Annotated in this window: 14 protein-coding genes and 1 pseudogene; 6 read left to right on the top strand and 9 right to left on the bottom strand. The window is 74.6% G+C overall.

Features of this window, described 5'->3' with window-relative positions; genetic code table 11:
- Nucleotides 1–66 precede the first annotated feature (66 nt).
- The 3 genes from ACIGHB_RS21720 (at nt 67) to ACIGHB_RS21710 (ending at nt 2,917) form a co-directional block, all read left to right on the top strand.
- Nucleotides 67–750, top strand: a complete 684-nt coding sequence (locus ACIGHB_RS21720) for a response regulator (protein ID WP_399915192.1) — start codon at nt 67–69, stop codon at nt 748–750.
- Nucleotides 751–908: 158 nt separating this feature from the next.
- Nucleotides 909–2,309 (top strand): HAMP domain-containing sensor histidine kinase, encoded by a 1,401-nt coding sequence (locus tag ACIGHB_RS21715; protein ID WP_360311469.1) that lies wholly within the window; start codon nt 909–911, stop codon nt 2,307–2,309.
- Nucleotides 2,306–2,917 carry a hypothetical protein gene (locus tag ACIGHB_RS21710; protein WP_360311344.1) on the top strand — a complete coding sequence of 204 codons (612 nt, stop codon included), beginning with the start codon at nt 2,306–2,308 and terminating at the stop codon, nt 2,915–2,917. The genes ACIGHB_RS21715 and ACIGHB_RS21710 overlap by 4 nt, the downstream gene beginning before the upstream one ends.
- Before the next feature lie 2 nt (nt 2,918–2,919).
- On the opposite strand, the gene ACIGHB_RS21705 is transcribed toward ACIGHB_RS21710, so the two are convergent.
- Nucleotides 2,920–3,750: a serine hydrolase domain-containing protein gene (locus tag ACIGHB_RS21705; protein ID WP_388870707.1), complete on the bottom strand. Its 831-nt coding sequence runs from the start codon at nt 3,748–3,750 to the stop codon at nt 2,920–2,922.
- A 51-nt stretch (nt 3,751–3,801) separates the two neighbouring features.
- On the opposite strand from ACIGHB_RS21705, the gene ACIGHB_RS21700 reads away from it, so the two are divergent.
- Entirely contained in the window at nt 3,802–4,221 is a 420-nt protein-coding gene (locus ACIGHB_RS21700) for a MerR family transcriptional regulator (protein ID WP_360311348.1), read from the top strand.
- A gap of 178 nt (nt 4,222–4,399) precedes the next feature.
- On the opposite strand, the gene ACIGHB_RS21695 is transcribed toward ACIGHB_RS21700, so the two are convergent.
- The 7 genes from ACIGHB_RS21695 to ACIGHB_RS21665 all read right to left on the bottom strand — a co-directional run bounded on the left by ACIGHB_RS21695 (nt 4,400) and on the right by ACIGHB_RS21665 (nt 12,356).
- Nucleotides 4,400–5,596, bottom strand: coding sequence for an acyltransferase (locus ACIGHB_RS21695; protein ID WP_360311350.1), 1,197 nt, complete (start codon nt 5,594–5,596; stop codon nt 4,400–4,402).
- Nucleotides 5,593–6,576: an alpha/beta hydrolase gene (locus ACIGHB_RS21690; RefSeq protein WP_399915189.1), complete on the bottom strand. Its 984-nt coding sequence runs from the start codon at nt 6,574–6,576 to the stop codon at nt 5,593–5,595. Before ACIGHB_RS21690 ends, ACIGHB_RS21695 begins: the two co-directional genes overlap by 4 nt.
- A 193-nt stretch (nt 6,577–6,769) precedes the next feature.
- Nucleotides 6,770–7,447: a response regulator gene (locus tag ACIGHB_RS21685; protein WP_399915187.1), complete on the bottom strand. Its 678-nt coding sequence runs from the start codon at nt 7,445–7,447 to the stop codon at nt 6,770–6,772.
- A gap of 316 nt (nt 7,448–7,763) precedes the next feature.
- On the bottom strand, nt 7,764–9,107 hold the full coding sequence (locus ACIGHB_RS21680) for a sensor histidine kinase (protein ID WP_399915185.1): 1,344 nt from the start codon (nt 9,105–9,107) through the stop codon (nt 7,764–7,766).
- A 306-nt stretch (nt 9,108–9,413) separates the two neighbouring features.
- Nucleotides 9,414–10,289, bottom strand: a complete 876-nt coding sequence (locus tag ACIGHB_RS21675; protein ID WP_399915183.1) for a DUF4429 domain-containing protein — start codon at nt 10,287–10,289, stop codon at nt 9,414–9,416.
- Nucleotides 10,290–10,354: 65 nt separating this feature from the next.
- Nucleotides 10,355–11,569 (bottom strand): alpha/beta hydrolase, encoded by a 1,215-nt coding sequence (locus tag ACIGHB_RS21670; RefSeq protein WP_360311359.1) that lies wholly within the window; start codon nt 11,567–11,569, stop codon nt 10,355–10,357.
- A gap of 142 nt (nt 11,570–11,711) precedes the next feature.
- Nucleotides 11,712–12,356, bottom strand: a complete 645-nt coding sequence (locus ACIGHB_RS21665) for a TetR family transcriptional regulator (protein ID WP_399915634.1) — start codon at nt 12,354–12,356, stop codon at nt 11,712–11,714.
- Between the two features lie 130 nt (nt 12,357–12,486).
- Between ACIGHB_RS21665 and ACIGHB_RS21660 the strand changes: the two genes are divergently transcribed.
- The gene (locus tag ACIGHB_RS21660; RefSeq protein ID WP_360311361.1) at nt 12,487–14,109 is read left to right on the top strand and encodes an MFS transporter; all 1,623 of its coding nucleotides are present in this window, start codon (nt 12,487–12,489) and stop codon (nt 14,107–14,109) included.
- A 123-nt stretch (nt 14,110–14,232) separates the two neighbouring features.
- A pseudogene (locus ACIGHB_RS21655) lies at nt 14,233–14,644 on the top strand (peptidase inhibitor family I36 protein).
- Here ACIGHB_RS21655 and ACIGHB_RS21650 read toward each other — a convergent pair.
- Nucleotides 14,625–15,560, bottom strand: coding sequence for a potassium channel family protein (locus ACIGHB_RS21650; RefSeq protein WP_399915180.1), 936 nt, complete (start codon nt 15,558–15,560; stop codon nt 14,625–14,627). The pseudogene ACIGHB_RS21655 and the gene ACIGHB_RS21650 sit on opposite strands and share 20 nt — an antisense overlap.
- Nucleotides 15,561–15,570: the final 10 nt, after the last annotated feature.

The raw sequence follows: 15,570 nt of genomic DNA, 5'->3' as shown, positions 1-15,570 counted from the left end.
CGCCCCCGCCCCCACCAGCAGGCTCCCGAAGCCGGGGGCCTCCACCGACCCTGGGATACTCCACCCATGCCCCGCGTGCTCCTCATCGAAGACGACCCCTCGGTCCGCGAAGGCGTCGAGCTCGGGCTCCGGCGCCGCGGCCACGAGGTGCGCGCCGCCGCCACCGGCGAGGCCGGCCTCGCCGCCCTCGGCGAGTTCCGCCCCGACCTGCTCCTCCTCGACCTCATGCTGCCCGGCATGAACGGCGTCCAGGTCTGCCGCCGCGTCCGCGAGAGCAGCCAGCTCCCGATCATCATGCTCACCGCCCGCGGCGACGACTTCGACGTGGTCATCGGCCTGGAGGCGGGCGCCGACGACTACATCGTCAAACCGGCCCGCACCGAGGTCATCGAGGCCCGCATCCGGGCCGTCCTGCGCCGCATCGAGGACATCGGCGGCGGCCGGCCCGCCATCGAGCACCACGGCGCCCTCGCCGTCGACCGGGCCGGACTCACCGTCGCCAAGAACGGCGAACGCCTCGCCCTCGCCCCCTCCGAGCTCAAACTCCTGCTCCACCTCACCGCCGCCCCCGAGCAGGTCTTCAGCCGCCAGCAGCTCCTGGAGCACGTGTGGGAGCACAACTACCACGGCGACGCCCGCCTCGTGGACGCCTGTGTGCGAAGGCTCCGCTCCAAGATCGAGGACACCCCCGGCGAACCCCGCTACATACAGACCCTGCGGGGCTTCGGCTACCGCTTCGGACCGCTGTGAAAGCCTGCGTGCACCCCCGCGAGGAGCCCGGCGCGGACCCGGCGGAGCGGCCCGCGCACCGGCACGAGGCGCCCGCGCCCGGGCAGGAGGGCGGCGCCCGCCGGCCGCGCATCCGGCTCCGGGGCCGCCGTCCCCGCCCCTTCGGCCTGCGCACCCGCATGGTCTTCGCCTTCCTCCTCGTCGCGGCCGTCGGCTGCGGCACCACCGCCGCCCTCACCTACCGGGCCGCCCGCAGCGCCATCCTGGAACAGACCCAGAACACCGCCGTCTCCACCTTCCGCCAGCAGGTCGACGACCTCTACGTCGAGCTGCCCGTCGACACGGGGATGCTCCGCGACCAGCTCCAGGACATCGCGAAGAAGGGCAAGCCCCGCACCTGGCGGGTCTACGCCGAGTACGGCTCGCTCCGCGTCTCCTCCACCGACCGCCCCGTCTCCTCCGTCCTCACCCCGGAGCTACGGGCCCGCGCCCACGCCCGGGACACCCCGCACACCAGCTTCCAGCGCGTGGTCAAGGGCGGCGTCCCCTATCTGACGATCGCCGTCCCCGCCCTCTTCCGCACCGACGTCGACCCGGAGACGGCCCGGCCCACCGGCCTCGTCCTCTACGCCGTCATGGAACTCCGCGAGGACGAGGCCAACATCGAGGCCCTGGTCACCGCCGCCCGCGACGGCGCGCTGCCCGCCCTCGCCATCGCCTTCATACCGGCGCTGCTCGCCGCCCGCGGGGTCCTGCGCCCCGTCCGCGAACTCCGCCACGCCGCCCGGAGCATGGGCCGCGGCCGGCTCGACACCCGTATCCACGCCAAGGGCAGCGACGAACTCGCCGACCTGGCCCGCACCTTCAACGAGTCCGCCGCCGAACTCGAACGCTCCGTCACCGAGCTGCGCCGCGCCGAGGCCCGCGCCCGCCGCTTCGCCTCCGACGTCTCGCACGAACTGCGCACCCCGCTCGCCGGGATGCTCGCCGTCACCGAGGTGCTCGACGAGGACGCCGGCACCCTGGACAGCGACACGGCCCGCGCGGTCCGCCTGATCAGCGCCGAGACCGTCAAGCTCGCCGTGCTCGTCGAGGACCTGATGGAGATCTCCCGCTTCGACGCCCGCGCCGCCGAGCTCCACACCGACGAGGTCGACGTCGCCGACTGCGTCCGCAAGACCCTGAGCAGCCGGCGCTGGACCGACCCCGGACAGGTCCACGCGGCCCTCGGGGAGGGCATCCGGGCCCGGCTCGACCCCCGCCGCTTCGACGTCGTCGTCGCCAACCTGGTCGGCAACGCGCTCCGGCACGGCCGGCCGCTGGTCACCGTCCGGGTGTACGTCGACGACGACGGCATGCTCGTCACCCAGGTCTCCGACCGCGGGCCCGGCATCCACCCGGACGTCCTGCCGCACGTCTTCGAGCGCTTCTACAAGGCCGACCCGGCCCGCGCCCGCTCGACCGGCAGCGGGCTCGGCCTCGCGATCACCCAGGAGAACGTCCGGCTGCACGGCGGCACCGTGGAGGCCGCCAACCACCCGGCCGGCGGGGCCGTCTTCACCGTCAGGATCCCGCTGTGAGCCGCCTGATCCGGGCGGCCGGGGCGGCGCTCCTCGCCGGCCTCGCGCTCGCCGGCTGCGGCATCCAGGACAGCGACGTCGTGGAGGCGGGCGAAGCGCCGGACACGATCGTGCGCCCCAACCCGGAGAACCGGATGCTGCTCTTCTTCCTCGGCCCCGACGGGGAGCTGATGCCGGTCTCCCGGGAGGTCGGCTTCACGTTCAGGCCCGACCCGGTGCGGACCGAGCCCGGGGGCGGTACGGCCGACCTGCGGTCCGAGGAGCCCGGAAGCGCCTCCGGCGTCGACGCCGGCCACCCGTACGCCCCCGGTCTCGCCGCCGTGAAGGTGCTCGCCGCGCTGATCTCAGGGCCCGGCGGCGCCGACCGGGAGGCGGGTCTCACCACCGAGCTGCCCGAGAGCGCCGAGCTGATCCGGGTCGAGTCGGACGGGGCGGACGGGATCCGCCTCCAGACGCCCTTCCTGACCCAGGAGCTGTCGGAGGCGGCGGTCGCCCAGCTGGTGTGCACGGCCGCGCACGCCGTCGACCGGAAGGGCACGTCCACCGTCACCGTCGCGGGCCCCGACGGGTCCCTCCCGGCGGCCACCTGCCCGCGCCCGGAATCCTGACGTCAGCGGCGCAGGTCCGCGAGGACCGCGTCCGTGAACGGGGTCCACGCCTCGATCGCCCACGGCCCGAAGGCCCGGTCGGTGAGCGCCACGCAGGCGGCCCGCGCGTCCGGGTCGATCCACAGGAAGGTGCCGGACTGGCCGAAGTGGCCGAAGGTGCGCGGCGAGGACGTGGTGCCGGTCCAGTGCGGGGCCTTGGCCCCGCGGATCTCGAAGCCGAGCCCCCAGTCGTTCGGCCGCTGGTGCCCGTATCCGGGCAGGATGCCGGTGAGCCCGGGGTACGTGACCGTCATCGCGTCCAGCACCGTGCGGGCGTCGAGCAGCCGGGGCGCCTGCACCTCGGCCGCGAACCGTACGAGGTCGTCCACGGTCGACACCGCGTCCTTGGCGGGGGAGCCGTCCAGCGACGTGCCCGTCATGCCCAGCGGCTCCAGGACCGCCTGGTGCAGGTAGTCGGCGAAGGGGATGTCGGTGGCCTTGGCGACCAGGTCGCCCAGCACCTCGAAACCGGTGTTGGAGTAGATCCTGCGGGTGCCCGGCGCGGCCTGGACCCGGTTCTCGTCGAAGGCGAGCCCCGAGGTGTGGGCGAGCAGGTGCCGCACGGTCGCCCCCTCGGGCCCGGCCGGCTCGTCGAGGTCGATCGCGCCCTCCTCGTACGCGACGAGCACCGCGTACGCCGCCAGCGGCTTGGTCACCGACGCCAGCGGGAACCGGTGCCCGGTCGGCCCGTGGCTCCCGGCCACCGTGCCGTCCGCGCGGACCACGGCCGCCGCCGCGGTGGGGACGGGCCAGTTCTCGATCGTCGCCAGGCTGGGCACGCTGCTGCTCTCCATGGGGCCGAGCCTACTTGCTTGGAGTGCGCTCCAACCTTTTAGCGTGGGGGCATGACCGTGATCGAGAGCGTCGAGAGCACGACCAGGCCCGGGGGCAAGGACCGCTACACGATCAGCGAGGTCGCCGCCCTCACCGGACTCACCGCGCACACCCTGCGCTGGTACGAGCGGATCGGTCTGATGCCGCACGTCGACCGTTCGCACACCGGGCAGCGCCGGTTCTCCGAACGGGACCTCGGCTGGCTGGAGTTCGTCGGCAAGCTCCGGCTGACCGGGATGCCGGTGGCGGACATGGTCCGCTACGCGGAGCTGGTGCGCGAGGGCCCCCACACCCACGCGGAGCGGCGGGCCCTCCTGGAGGAGACCCGCCGGGACGTCCTGGCCCGGATCGCCGAGCTCCAGGACACCCTCGCCGTGCTCGACCTCAAGATCGACCACTACGGCACCGTCTGCGGGGCCACCACCCCGTGACCGGCAGGACCGGCACCACCCGTCCCGACCCTTCGCGCACGGGGCCTTCGCGTCCCGGCCCTCGCGTCCTGGCCCTTCGCGCACCGGCCCTTCGCGTACCGGGCCCTGGCCACCTGCCCTGGCCACCTGTCCCGCGCACCGGCCCTTCGCGTACCGCCCCTTCGCGCGCCGGGCGCGCTCACGCGAGGCCCAGGGCGAAGGCCGCGAAGCCCGCCGCGAGCAGCCCCGCGAGCGTCCGGCGGGCCGGGCCGGTGCGCGTCCACGGCGACTCGAAGCCGCGCGCGTACCGTCCGATGACGACCAGCAGTCCGGCGAAGACCGGCATCCAGGCCAGCCGGGCCAGGATCCAGCCGACCGAGTCCGGCGCCCCGATGAGACCGGGCACCTCGCCCAGGTACGAGGCGGGGACCGCCGCCGCGAGCATCGCCGTCTGGTGCCAGCACAGGATCGTCATGGCCGACAGGTTGATCACGACGACCGGCGCCCACAGCGCCGGCCGGCGCAGCAGCCGGCCGAGCCGGTCCCGCAGCAGGATCGCGGCCCCGCTCTGGGCGGCGGCGAGCGCCAGGACCAGCAGCGACGGCGGGTGCGAGTTGGTGCGGGCCTCGCCGGGGACGCCGACCATCGACGCCGGGTAGCCGAAGACGAGCAGCAGCGCGGCGAAGAGCGCCGCCCCGCCGGCCAGCAGCGCCCAGGCGTGCCGGCGGTTCACCCGGCCCTCGCCCCAGGAGACACCGAGCTGGTACGCGAAGAGCCAGCCCGGCAGGATGTTCAGCAGGCTCAGCCAGGACGGCACGGCGTCCGCGTACGGGCCGTACCGCAGGAAGTCCACGACGGCCACCGAGCCGAGCAGCGGGGCCGCGGCCCACACCCCGAGCCGGCGCGCGGCCCGGACGCACAGCGGGGTCAGCGCCGTCACCACCGTGTAGACCCCGACGAACCACAGCGGCTGGATCACCAGCGTCGACGCCGTCCGCAGGGTGTCCACCGGCACCCCCAGGCCGTGGTGGAGCAGTGGCAGCAGCGCCGCCCACACGGCGGTCACTCCGAGCACCGGCCGGCCGAGCCGGGCGAGGCGCCCGCCGAGCCATTCCCGGGTGGTGCCGGGGCGGCGGCGGTAGGAGAGGACGGAGGCGTAGCCGCCGACCAGGAAGAAGATCCCCAGCATCTGGAGGATCCAGCTGGCCGGGGCGAGCGCCCCGAAGGTGGCGAGCGGCGAGGCGTTGTGGATCGCGCCGTCGCCGGAGAGGGTGAACCCGCCGAGCAGCCAGTGCCCGGTCGGCACGGCGAGCAGGGCCAGGGCCCGCATTCCGTCGACGGCGCGGTCGCGGTGGGCGGGGGTGCCGGCCTCGATCTTCCGGACGAGCGTCTTCATCGGACGTCCCCCTCGGCGATCGCGGCGAAGGCGCGCAGCGAGGAGGTGCCGGGGGCGAAGTAGCCGTCGTGGCCCCGCGCGTCCCGCACGGGCACGGTCCTGGCCCCGAACTCGGGCGCCGTGGGGTCGGTGCCGTGTCCGTAGCCGGCGACGGCCACGTTCGGCACCCGGTCGATCCAGTCCGTCGGATCCTTCGCCGCCCACACCCGGGCCGTCGTCCGCAGCGCGGCCACGTTCTCCGCCCGCATGCCGGGGGAGCCGAACACCACCAGGTCCTTGGCCTTCAGCCGATGCGCGGCGAGACCGCAGACCACGGAGCCGTAGCTGTGGCAGAAGACGGACGGCTCGGGGCGCACCCCGGCGGCCCGCAGCCCCTCGGTGAAGCGGGCGAGCCGCTCGGCGCCCGCCTCCGCCAGCTCGCCCGAGGCCGCGTCGAGCCCGACGCCGACCGGGGTGGTGTAGCCGGCCCAGGCGATCACGGCGGTACGGCCGCCGGTCGCCGCCCGCAGGGCGGTGGCCTTCCGGGTGAGGGAGTCCATGCGCCCGGCGTCGACGTCGGAGCCCGGCACCAGCACCGCGACCCGCTCGGCCGTCGCCAGGTCCCCGTACGCCAGCACCGTCTGCCCCCGGCCCCGGGTGTCGTGCGCCAGGATCCGAGCGTCCTGGTATCTCGCGGGCGAGGTGAGGGAGTTGGCCTGGTAGCGCAGGTCCAGCGGGGCCCCGTCCAGGTTGCCGACGACCGTCGGGTGCGCCTTCACGAGCCGCTGCCGCTCCTCGGGGCGGAGCCCGGCGAAGAAGCGGGCGACCGCGGCCGGGTCCATGCGCTCCGGGTCGGGCAGGCCCGCCGCCCGCCACTCGGCGGTCCCGGCCGGCGGCCCGGTCACCGGCTCCTGCGCGGTCCCGGACGCCCAGCCCGCCGTCCCCGCGACGACCGCCGTCACCATGGCGGCGGTCACCAGGGTCCTCGTAATGCGGCGCATGTCCGCCCTCCCTCTCTCGCTGTCGGCGACTCGCTGTCGGCGACTCGTGCCGGCGACTCGCGCCGGCGACTGGTTGTCGGCGAGAGGAAGGTAGGAAGAGGGTGGGTGACGGCACGTCACACCGGGGAGCCAACTCCCGTGCCATACCGGGGTAGGGGGTGGACGAGGCGCCCGCCCCCGGCCGGTGGTGGGGCTAGCCCCCGGGGGTCACCAGGCCCGACTCGTAGGCGAAGACCACCGCTTGGGCGCGATCGCGCAGGTCGAGCTTGGCGAGCACCCGTCCGATGTGGGTCTTCACGGTCTGCTCGGCGAGCACCAGCTGCTCCGCGATCTCCTGGTTGGACAGGCCCCGGGCGATCAGCTCCAGTACCTCGGTCTCACGCGGTGTCAGTCCGTTGAGCCGCAGCGCCGTCACGTCCTTGCGGGCGGCGGGGCGGTTGGCGGCGAAGTCGGCGATGAGCCGGCGCGTCACGGACGGCGCGAGCAGCGCGTCGCCCGCCGCCACGACCCGTACGGCGGCGATCAGATCGGCCGGCGGGGCGTCCTTGAGCAGGAACCCGGAGGCCCCGGCCCGCAGCGCCTCGTACACGTAGTCGTCGACGTCGAAGGTGGTCAGCATCAGCACCTTGGGCCGGTGGGTCACCCCGGCCGGCGGGTGCAGGATCTCCCGGGCCGCCGCCAGCCCGTCCAGCTCCGGCATCCGCACGTCCATCAGCACCACGTCGGGGTGGACGGTCCGCGCCACCTCGACGCCCTGCCGCCCGTCCGGCGCCTCACCGACCACGTCGATGTCGCTCTGCGCGGCCAGCAACGCGGCGAACCCCGCCCGCACCATCGCCTGGTCGTCCACGATGATCACCCGAATGGTCACACGGCATCCTTGCTCGTCGGTCGTTCCCCTGAACGCCCGACCCTAGGCGATCCCCCACCCACCGGCCCGCACCCGCGAGCCCCCAGGGACCGCTACCCCGGGGCTGCCCGCGTGCCCGCCTGCCCGAGCGCTCGCGTGCCCGAGCGCTCGCGTGCCCGAGCGCTCGCGTGCCCGAGCGCGCGCTTGCCGGTGAGGCCGGGGTCGCCGGGGTGGCCGGGGCGGCCGCCTGCCTGTGAGGCGGTGGTGGCCGGGCGCCCGCGTGCCCGTGAGGCGGTGGTGGCCGGCCGTCGACGCCGAGCGCGCGGCCGGTGCGCCGTCAGGCCGCCGCCGGGTCGTCCGCGGTGAGCGGCGTGAGCGGCAGCCGGGCCGCGATACGGAAGCCGCCGTCCGGGAGGGGTCCGGTGTCGAGGGTGCCGCCGGTCAGCCGGACGCGCTCGCGCATCCCGACGAGACCGTGCCCGGTGCCGGTGCTCTCCAGCGGTGAGACCGGCTCCGCCGCCGGGCCGTTGACCACCAGGACCGTCAGCCGGCCGGACCCGTCCTCGCGCACCGACACCCGCGTCGGGGCGCCCGGAGCGTGCCGCACCACGTTGGCCAGCGCCTCCTGCACGATCCGGTACGCCGAGAGGCCCACCGCCTGCGGCACCTCGGTCCGCCCGTCCGCGAGCTCCGCGGCGAGCGACAGCTCGGCCGGCACCCCCGCCCGCACCGTCGCCTCCACCAGCTGCTGGAGCCGCTCCAGGCCGGGCTGCGGGGCCCGCTCGCCCTCGCTGCCGTCGCTGCGGAGCACCGCGAGCAGCCGCCGCATCTCGGCCAGCGACTCCCGCGCGCTGCCCGCGATCGAGGCGAACTCCTCCCGGGCCGCCTCCGGCAGCTCCGGTATCCGGTACGGGGCGGAGTCCGCCTGCACGGTGATCACCGACATGTGGTGGGCGACCACGTCGTGCAGCTCACGGGCGATCCGGGCCCGCTCCTCCAGAAGCGTCCGGTGGGCCCGCTCGGCCTCGCTGATCGTCTCCTGCTCGGCGAGTCTTCGCTGCGCCTCGCTCCGCGCCCGTATCACCGAGGTGAGGAGCAGCAGCACGCCGCTGAGCACGAAGAGGAGTGTGCTGACGCCGGTGTCGCCGTACGGCCGCACGAGTTCGAGCAGATAGCCGGCCGCGCCGGTGGCGAGCCACACCCCGATGAGGGTGCGGCGCGGCTCGCGCAGCCCGAGCGCGAGCATCAGCGCGCAGTACCCGACGACGACCGGAGGGGTCCAGGGCCACACCTGGGCGCGGGGCCCGTCGGAGGCCAGCAGGACGAGCGCCCCGGCGATGCCGGCGGGCAGCACGACCCACCAGGCGTGCAGCGGCCGGGTGGTGGCGAGCAGCAGCGGCGCGGTCTGCGCGGTGGCGAGCGCTCCGGCCAGCGCGCCCGGGACGTCGTAGTCGGTGATGAGGAGGTGGACGGTGACCGGGAGCAGGGAGGCGACGAGCGCGACCCCGAACGCGTACGGCAGCAGCCGCATCCACCAGGACGAGGCGGCCGCGAAGGGCGCGGAGCCCGGCGCGGCGGGGGCGGCGAAGGTGGCTTCCAGGGCCTGCACGGCCACCCGCGACCAGCTCTGGAGCCGTGCCGCGACCCGCCGTGGCTCCGGCCGCTTCTCGAACGCTTTCATGTCGAGTCAGCCTAGGTCGGCCGCCCGGCCCCGTCGTCGTACCAGGGGTGACAATCGCGGATCAGACCCTGGTATGACGGCGCGCGACCTTCGTCGCGCGCCCCCACGACGGCCCGGCGGCGCGACGGCCCGGCGCACCGCCACGGTTCGGCGCACCCCGGCGTACGCTACGGCTCGGCGTACCGCCACGGTTCGGCGCCGCTGCGGTCCGGCGTACCGCCCCCGCCCGGCGTACCCCCGCCACACCCGGCGTACCGCCGCCGCCACAGCCCGGCGGCGCGCCCCCACCACCCGCCACCGCTACAGCTACAGCTCGGCGAGGAGTTCCGTCTTCTTCGCCGCGAATTCCTCGTCCGTCACCAGGCCCGCCTGATGCAGTTCGCCCAAGTGGCGAATCCTTTCAGCGATGGCGCCGGGATCCCCGTGCGCCGCGCCGCGCGCCCCCGCCGGGACGGGGGTGCGGTCCTTGGCGCGGATCGCCGCGAGGACGGCCGCCGCGAAGGGGAGGGAGTCGTGGACCGGGCCGTAGCCGAGTCCGAACACGACCGAGGCCGGATCGTGGTCCGGCCGCTCAGGCCGGGCGCCGCCGCCCCGGGGGAGCAGCCGCAGGAAGCCGCCGGGGGAGGCCGGCGTCCGCCACTCGACCCCGCTCAGCTCCCGCACCCGGAAGGACTGGTCGCCCGTCTTCCACTTCTCGGACGTGGCCATCGTCGAGGACCAGCGGAAGGAGACCTCGGACGCCCCGTCGAACGTCGCCTTCCCGTCGTACGCCTTGAACGACCGCGGCCCCTGCGGCGCCGCGACGAGGAAGCCGGTGTCGAGCCGGTCCGCCGGGTCCGAGGGGATCGCCGAGGCCAGCGCGTCGCGCCAGTGCGCGGCGAGTTCCTCCCGGTCGGCGGGCAGCGCCAGCCGGTACGGGTCGCAGGTGTCCTTCAGCTGCCCCGCCGCCGCCTCCATCAGCGGATCGGCGCCCGGCCGCGGCACGGCGCGCAGCACGACGGTCCCGCGCCGGCCCGGAGCGAGCGCCGCCGAGGCCAGCGCCTCGTACGGCACGCGTCGCTCGCGCAGCGCCTGGAACAGCCTCGGCGTACGGATCCCCCGTTCGAAGCGGATGACAAGTGCGTCGCTCTCCAGCTCCCAGGTGGCATGAATTCCGGCCAGCACATCACCCATACGCCTCATCGTATGCGGCGCGTGGCCGTGCGTCGCCCCTCGGAACTGTCAGGAAATTCCGTGATCTACGCGCGTCAGAGGCCGGTGTCGCCGGAGATTCCCCCGTGGCACGCGCGGTCGGCACGTGCGCAGACGACCCGTTCGAAGGCTCCGGCGCCGATCGCCGCGAAGTTGCCGAGACTCTCGGTGCCCGGCTCGAAATAGCCGGTGTGCCCGGCCGCGCCGGCCGCCGAGACCAGCCGGGCGCCGAACTCCGGCGCCACCGGGTCCGCCCCGTGCCCGACCCCGCCGAGTTCCAGGTGGGGGACGTCGGCGATCCAGTCGCCGGCGTCCCGCATGGCCCATATCCGGGCCGGGGTGCCCAGGTCCGCGGCCGTCTCCGCCCGCATCCCGGGGCTGCCGGCCACCGCCAGATCGGTCACCCGCTCCGGCAGCCGGGGCGCGGCGAGCCCGCAGAGCACGGAGCCGTAGCTGTGGCAGAAGAGCGCCACCCGGCCCTTCCCCGGCAGGCCCTCGGTGAGCCGGACCAGCCGGTCGGCGCCGGTCGCGGCGAGCCGGCCGGTCGCCGCGTCCACGCCCACCCGGGCGGGCGCGGTGTAGCCGGCCCAGGCGATGACCGCGACCCGGGAGCCGGGCGCGGTGCGCCGCTCGGCCTCGTAGAGGGCCTGCGCCATGCCGACGGGGGCGGTGTACCGCCCGTGCGTCTTCTGGAAGGTGAGGAGGTGGGTGTCGACGCCGGGGACGATCACCGATATCCGCCGGGCCCGCTCCAGATCGCCCAGAACCTCGGCCGCCCGCCCCGTGCCGGTGGGGTCGAAGGCGAGGATCCGGCGCCCCGGCGCGAGCAGGGAGACGAAACGGTCCACCCGCCGGCGGGCCTCGTGCCGGCCCTCGGCGGAGAGCCGGGGGTCGTCGAGGCGGGGCCGCTCGGCCGCCAGCGCGCGGGTGAGGCCGATCCGGTTGGCGCGGTAGCGCAGGGCGGGCGGGGCGCCGTCGAGGTTGCCGACGACGAAGGGATGCCGCTCGGCGAGCCCGGCGGCCCGGCCCGGTCCGAGCGCGGCGAACCAGTCCGCGACGGCGCGGGGCGGGGCGGTGGCCGGGTCGGGCGGCGGGACGTCGCCGATCCGCTCCCGCTCCCACGCGGCCAGCGCGGCCTCCATGGAGGGCCCGGAGGGCGGCCGGTGCCGGATGGCGGTCCATCCGGTGGTGGCCAGCATCACGAGGACCACACCCAGCACGAGCAGGGTGCGCAGGACGGCGAGGGACGGCGGGACGTCGGCGGAGGTCACGGGCGCACACCCTAGACGGCGAAGATGACGGAACCGTCCCGGCCGCCGGAGCACGCCCCTCCGCCCGACCGGCCCTCCGCGCGGCGGGCCGACCGGCCGACCGGCCCCCCGGCCCGGGTCGCGGCCGGGGCGCCGGGCGTCCTCAGCCGCCCGCGCGCGGCTCCCGCCAGTGCAGTTGGAGCGCCGGGCCCAGGTGGTCCAGGTACCACTCGGTGAGGGCCCGGATCCCCTCCAGGCTGCGGTCCGGCCCCTTGCCCCACATCTGCCCGGTGACACGCATCACGCCGCTGAAGGCGGCGACCGCGATCCGGGGCCTCGGGTCGGCGTCCACGTCGAGCCCCTCGCGGCGGGCGACGAGCCGGGCGATGGTCTCCTCCATCTCGCTGGAGCGCCGCAGGTGGGCGGCGAGCAGCGCCGGCGTCGACTCGATCATGAAGAAGGTCCGCAGGTACAGCTCGACCGGGACGATCCGGTCGATCGTCTCGCCCACGCCGTCCCACGCGGCGAGCACGGCGTTGCGCATCGCGTCGAAGGGGCCCTCCTCGGGCGGGCGCAGGGCCAGGGCCCGGACGAACTCCTCCTCCACGATCCGCTGGACCGCGAACGCGACCTCCTCCTTGGAGGAGAAGTAGCGGAAGAAGGTCCGCTGGGACACCTCGACCGCGTCGACGATCTCGTCGACGGTGGTCCGCTCGTACCCCCGGGTGGTGAAGAGCTCCAGGGCGACCCGGACCAGCGCGTCGCGGGTGCGCTGCTTCTTCCGCTCGCGCAGGCCGGGAGCGGGCACGGTCAACGGAGTCTCTTTTCGGTCGATTGGGGGATGTTCTTCCTGCTCAGCGTACCTGTGAGCTACGTGACAGTTACCGACGCGTGAATCACTTTGTCAATTGTCAGTGACTGTCACTAGCCTCGTTCCCATGACTAGTCAGACCACCGTGGAAAAGGCCCCGCAGGGCCAGGGGGGCGCCGGGGAGCCAGGTCCGGTCCCGGCGAAGGGCCTGCGCGGCCACCCCTGGCTGACCCTGTTCGCCGTCGCGGCCGGCGTCATGATGGTGGCGCTCGACGGCACGATCGTGGCCATCGCCAACCCCGCCATCCAGGCCGACCTCGGCGCCACCCTGGACCAGCTCCAGTGGATCACCAACGGCTACCTGCTCGCGCTCGCCGTCGCGCTGATCACCGCCGGCAAGCTCGGCGACCGCTTCGGCCACCGCCAGACCTTCCTCATAGGCATCGCGGGCTTCGCCGCGGCCTCCGGCGCCATCGGCCTCTCCGACTCGATCGGCCTCGTGATCGCCTTCCGGGTGCTCCAGGGCCTCTTCGGCGCCCTGCTGATGCCGGCCGCGCTCGGCCTGCTGCGCGCCACCTTCCCCGCCGAGAAGCTGAACATGGCCATCGGCATCTGGGGCATGGTCATCGGCGCCTCCACGGCGGGCGGCCCGATCCTCGGCGGCTTCCTCGTCGAGCACGTCAGCTGGCAGTCCGTGTTCTTCATCAACGTGCCGGTCGGCGTGCTCGCGCTCGCGCTCGGCCTGATCATCCTCAGGGACCACCGCGCCGAGAACGCGCCGCGCTCCTTCGACGTCCTCGGCATCGCGCTGCTCTCCGGCGCGATGGGCCTGCTGGTCTGGAGCCTCATCAAGGCGGGCGCGGACTGGGGCTGGACCAGCGGCAACACCTGGGGCTGCCTGCTCGGTTCGATCGTCCTCTTCGCCGTCTTCGCGGTCTGGGAGACGAAGGTCAAGGAGCCGCTCATCCCGCTCGCCATGTTCCGCTCCGTGCCGCTCTCGGCCGGTGTGGTGCTGATGGTCCTGATGGCCTTCGCCTTCATGGGCGGCCTCTTCTTCGTGACCTTCTACCTCCAGGGCGTGAAGGGGCTCGGCCCGATCGACGCGGGTCTGCGGCTCCTCCCGCTGACCGCGATGATGATCGTCTCCTCGCCGCTGGCCGGCGCGCTCATCACCAAGTTCGGCCCGCGGGTGCCGCTCGTCGGCGGCATGGTCTGCACCGCCGCCGCGATGTTCGGCATGATCACGCTCTCGGCCGGTACGAGCACGCTGGCGATGTCGCTCTGGTTCGCCCTCCTCGGCCTGGGCCTGGCCCCGGTCATGGTCGGCGCCACCGAGGTCATCGTCGGCAACGCGCCGCTGGAGCTCTCCGGCGTCGCCGGCGGCCTCCAGCAGGCCGCCATGCAGGTCGGCGGCGCGCTGGGCACCGCGGTGCTCGGCGCGGTCATGTCCTCCAAGGTCGCCGGCGCCTTCGAGGAGAACTGGAAGGAGGCCGGCATCCCGGTCCCGGTCGACCCGCGTCTGGAGGAGGCCGCCGAGTTCGGCATGGCGCCGGAGGCCATGAAGGAGGCGCCCGGCATGACCCCGGACCTCTTCGCCAAGATCTCCGACGTCATCCACGACACCTTCCTCCAGGGCATGGGCCTGGCCTTCACCGTCGCCGGTGTCGTCGCCGTGGTCGCGGCCCTGGTCGCCACCCTGACCAAGCGCGGCGAGAACGCGCAGGCCGGCATGGGCGGCGGACACATCTGACCCCGAGGTTCCCTAGGGGGCCGTCACCCGTTCGAAGGAACGGGGGCGGCCCCTCTTCCGTTCGGCGGGCCACCTCCCCCATGATCGTGATTACAGAGAGTGACGACATGGGGGTTGATCTGCATGAACGCGAAGGTGACGACCGTGCTCGCGGGGGTGGCCGTCCTGCTCCTGGCCACCCTCCCGGCCACGGCGGCCCCAGGGGCCTCGGCCGCCCCGGGCGCATCGGCCGCCCCGGCCGCCGGGACGGCCCTCGGGAAGTGCGGCCCCGGACGGCTCTGTCTCTGGCCGAAGCCCGACTTCAAGGGCCGGTCGTGGACGTACGAACTGGCGACGACGGACCTCGACAGCTGCGTCGCCCTCCCGGCCGGCGCCTCGGCCCAGTCGCTGGCCGTCCGCACGGGGCGGCCGGTGACGACGTACCAGTCGGAGGAGTGCCAGGAAGCGGGAGAGTTCGAGACCTACCCGGGCCGGGGGGACGTGGGTCCCGCAGACGCCGTACGAGGTCAGAGCCTTCAAGCTCTGGGAGCGCTAGCCGCCCCTGCCGCCGGCCCGGGCCCCCCGTCCGGCACGGCTTCCGGTACGCCTCCGGGCGCGGCGGTCGTCGGTCCGGCGTCCGATACGGCCTCCGGTACGGCTCCGGTCGCGGCGGTCTCCGGCCTCGCCTCCGGTACCGCCTCCGGTACCGCTCCGGGCGCGGTGGCCTGCGGGGGTACGGGGCCGCCCGAGAGGCGGGCCACCTCGGTGCGGAGCTCGTGGACCTCCCGGGTCAGGGCCTCCAGGAGCTCCGTCTGGCGGCGCTCCACCGCGTCGTCCCGTTCGAAGCGGGCGATGAACCAGGCCGCGATGTTGGCGGTGACCACACCGAGCAGGGCGATGCCCGAGAGCATCAGCCCGACCGCGAGCACCCGCCCGAGACCGGTCGTCGGCGCGTGGTCGCCGTAGCCGACCGTCGTCATCGTGGTGAAGGACCACCAGACGGCGTCGCCCAGGGTCCTGATGTTGCCGTCCGGCGCGTCCCGCTCCACGTGCAGCACCGCGAGCGAGCCGAACATCATCAGCCCGACCACCGCGCCCGCCACATAGGTGGTGAGCGTGATCTGCGGGGCCATCCGGGCCCGCCGGCCCACGAGGAGGAGGGTGGAGACCAGCCGCAGCAGCCGCAGCGGCTGCACCATCGGCAGCGCGACGGCGAGGAGGTCGAGGGGGTGGGAGCGGACGAAGGCCCAGCGGGCCGGGGCGAGACCGAGCCGGACCAGGTAGTCCAGGGCGAAGGCGCCCCACACCGCCCACTCCACGTAGTGGCACAGCCGGTGCACCCACGGCTCGGCGCCGGGGGCGACGATCGGCACGGCGTACGCCAGGCCGAAGGCCACCGCCAGCACCAGCAGCGGGGTCTGGGTGCGCTCTTCCCAGCGGACCTGCGGGGGGCGCTCCTTCTTCACGGACATGCGGGGCATC

Source organism: Streptomyces sp. NPDC085460, from assembly GCF_044541975.1.
In the GTDB taxonomy this organism is placed as follows: domain Bacteria; phylum Actinomycetota; class Actinomycetes; order Streptomycetales; family Streptomycetaceae; genus Streptomyces.
This window is presented reverse-complemented; position numbering and strand designations above follow the sequence as displayed.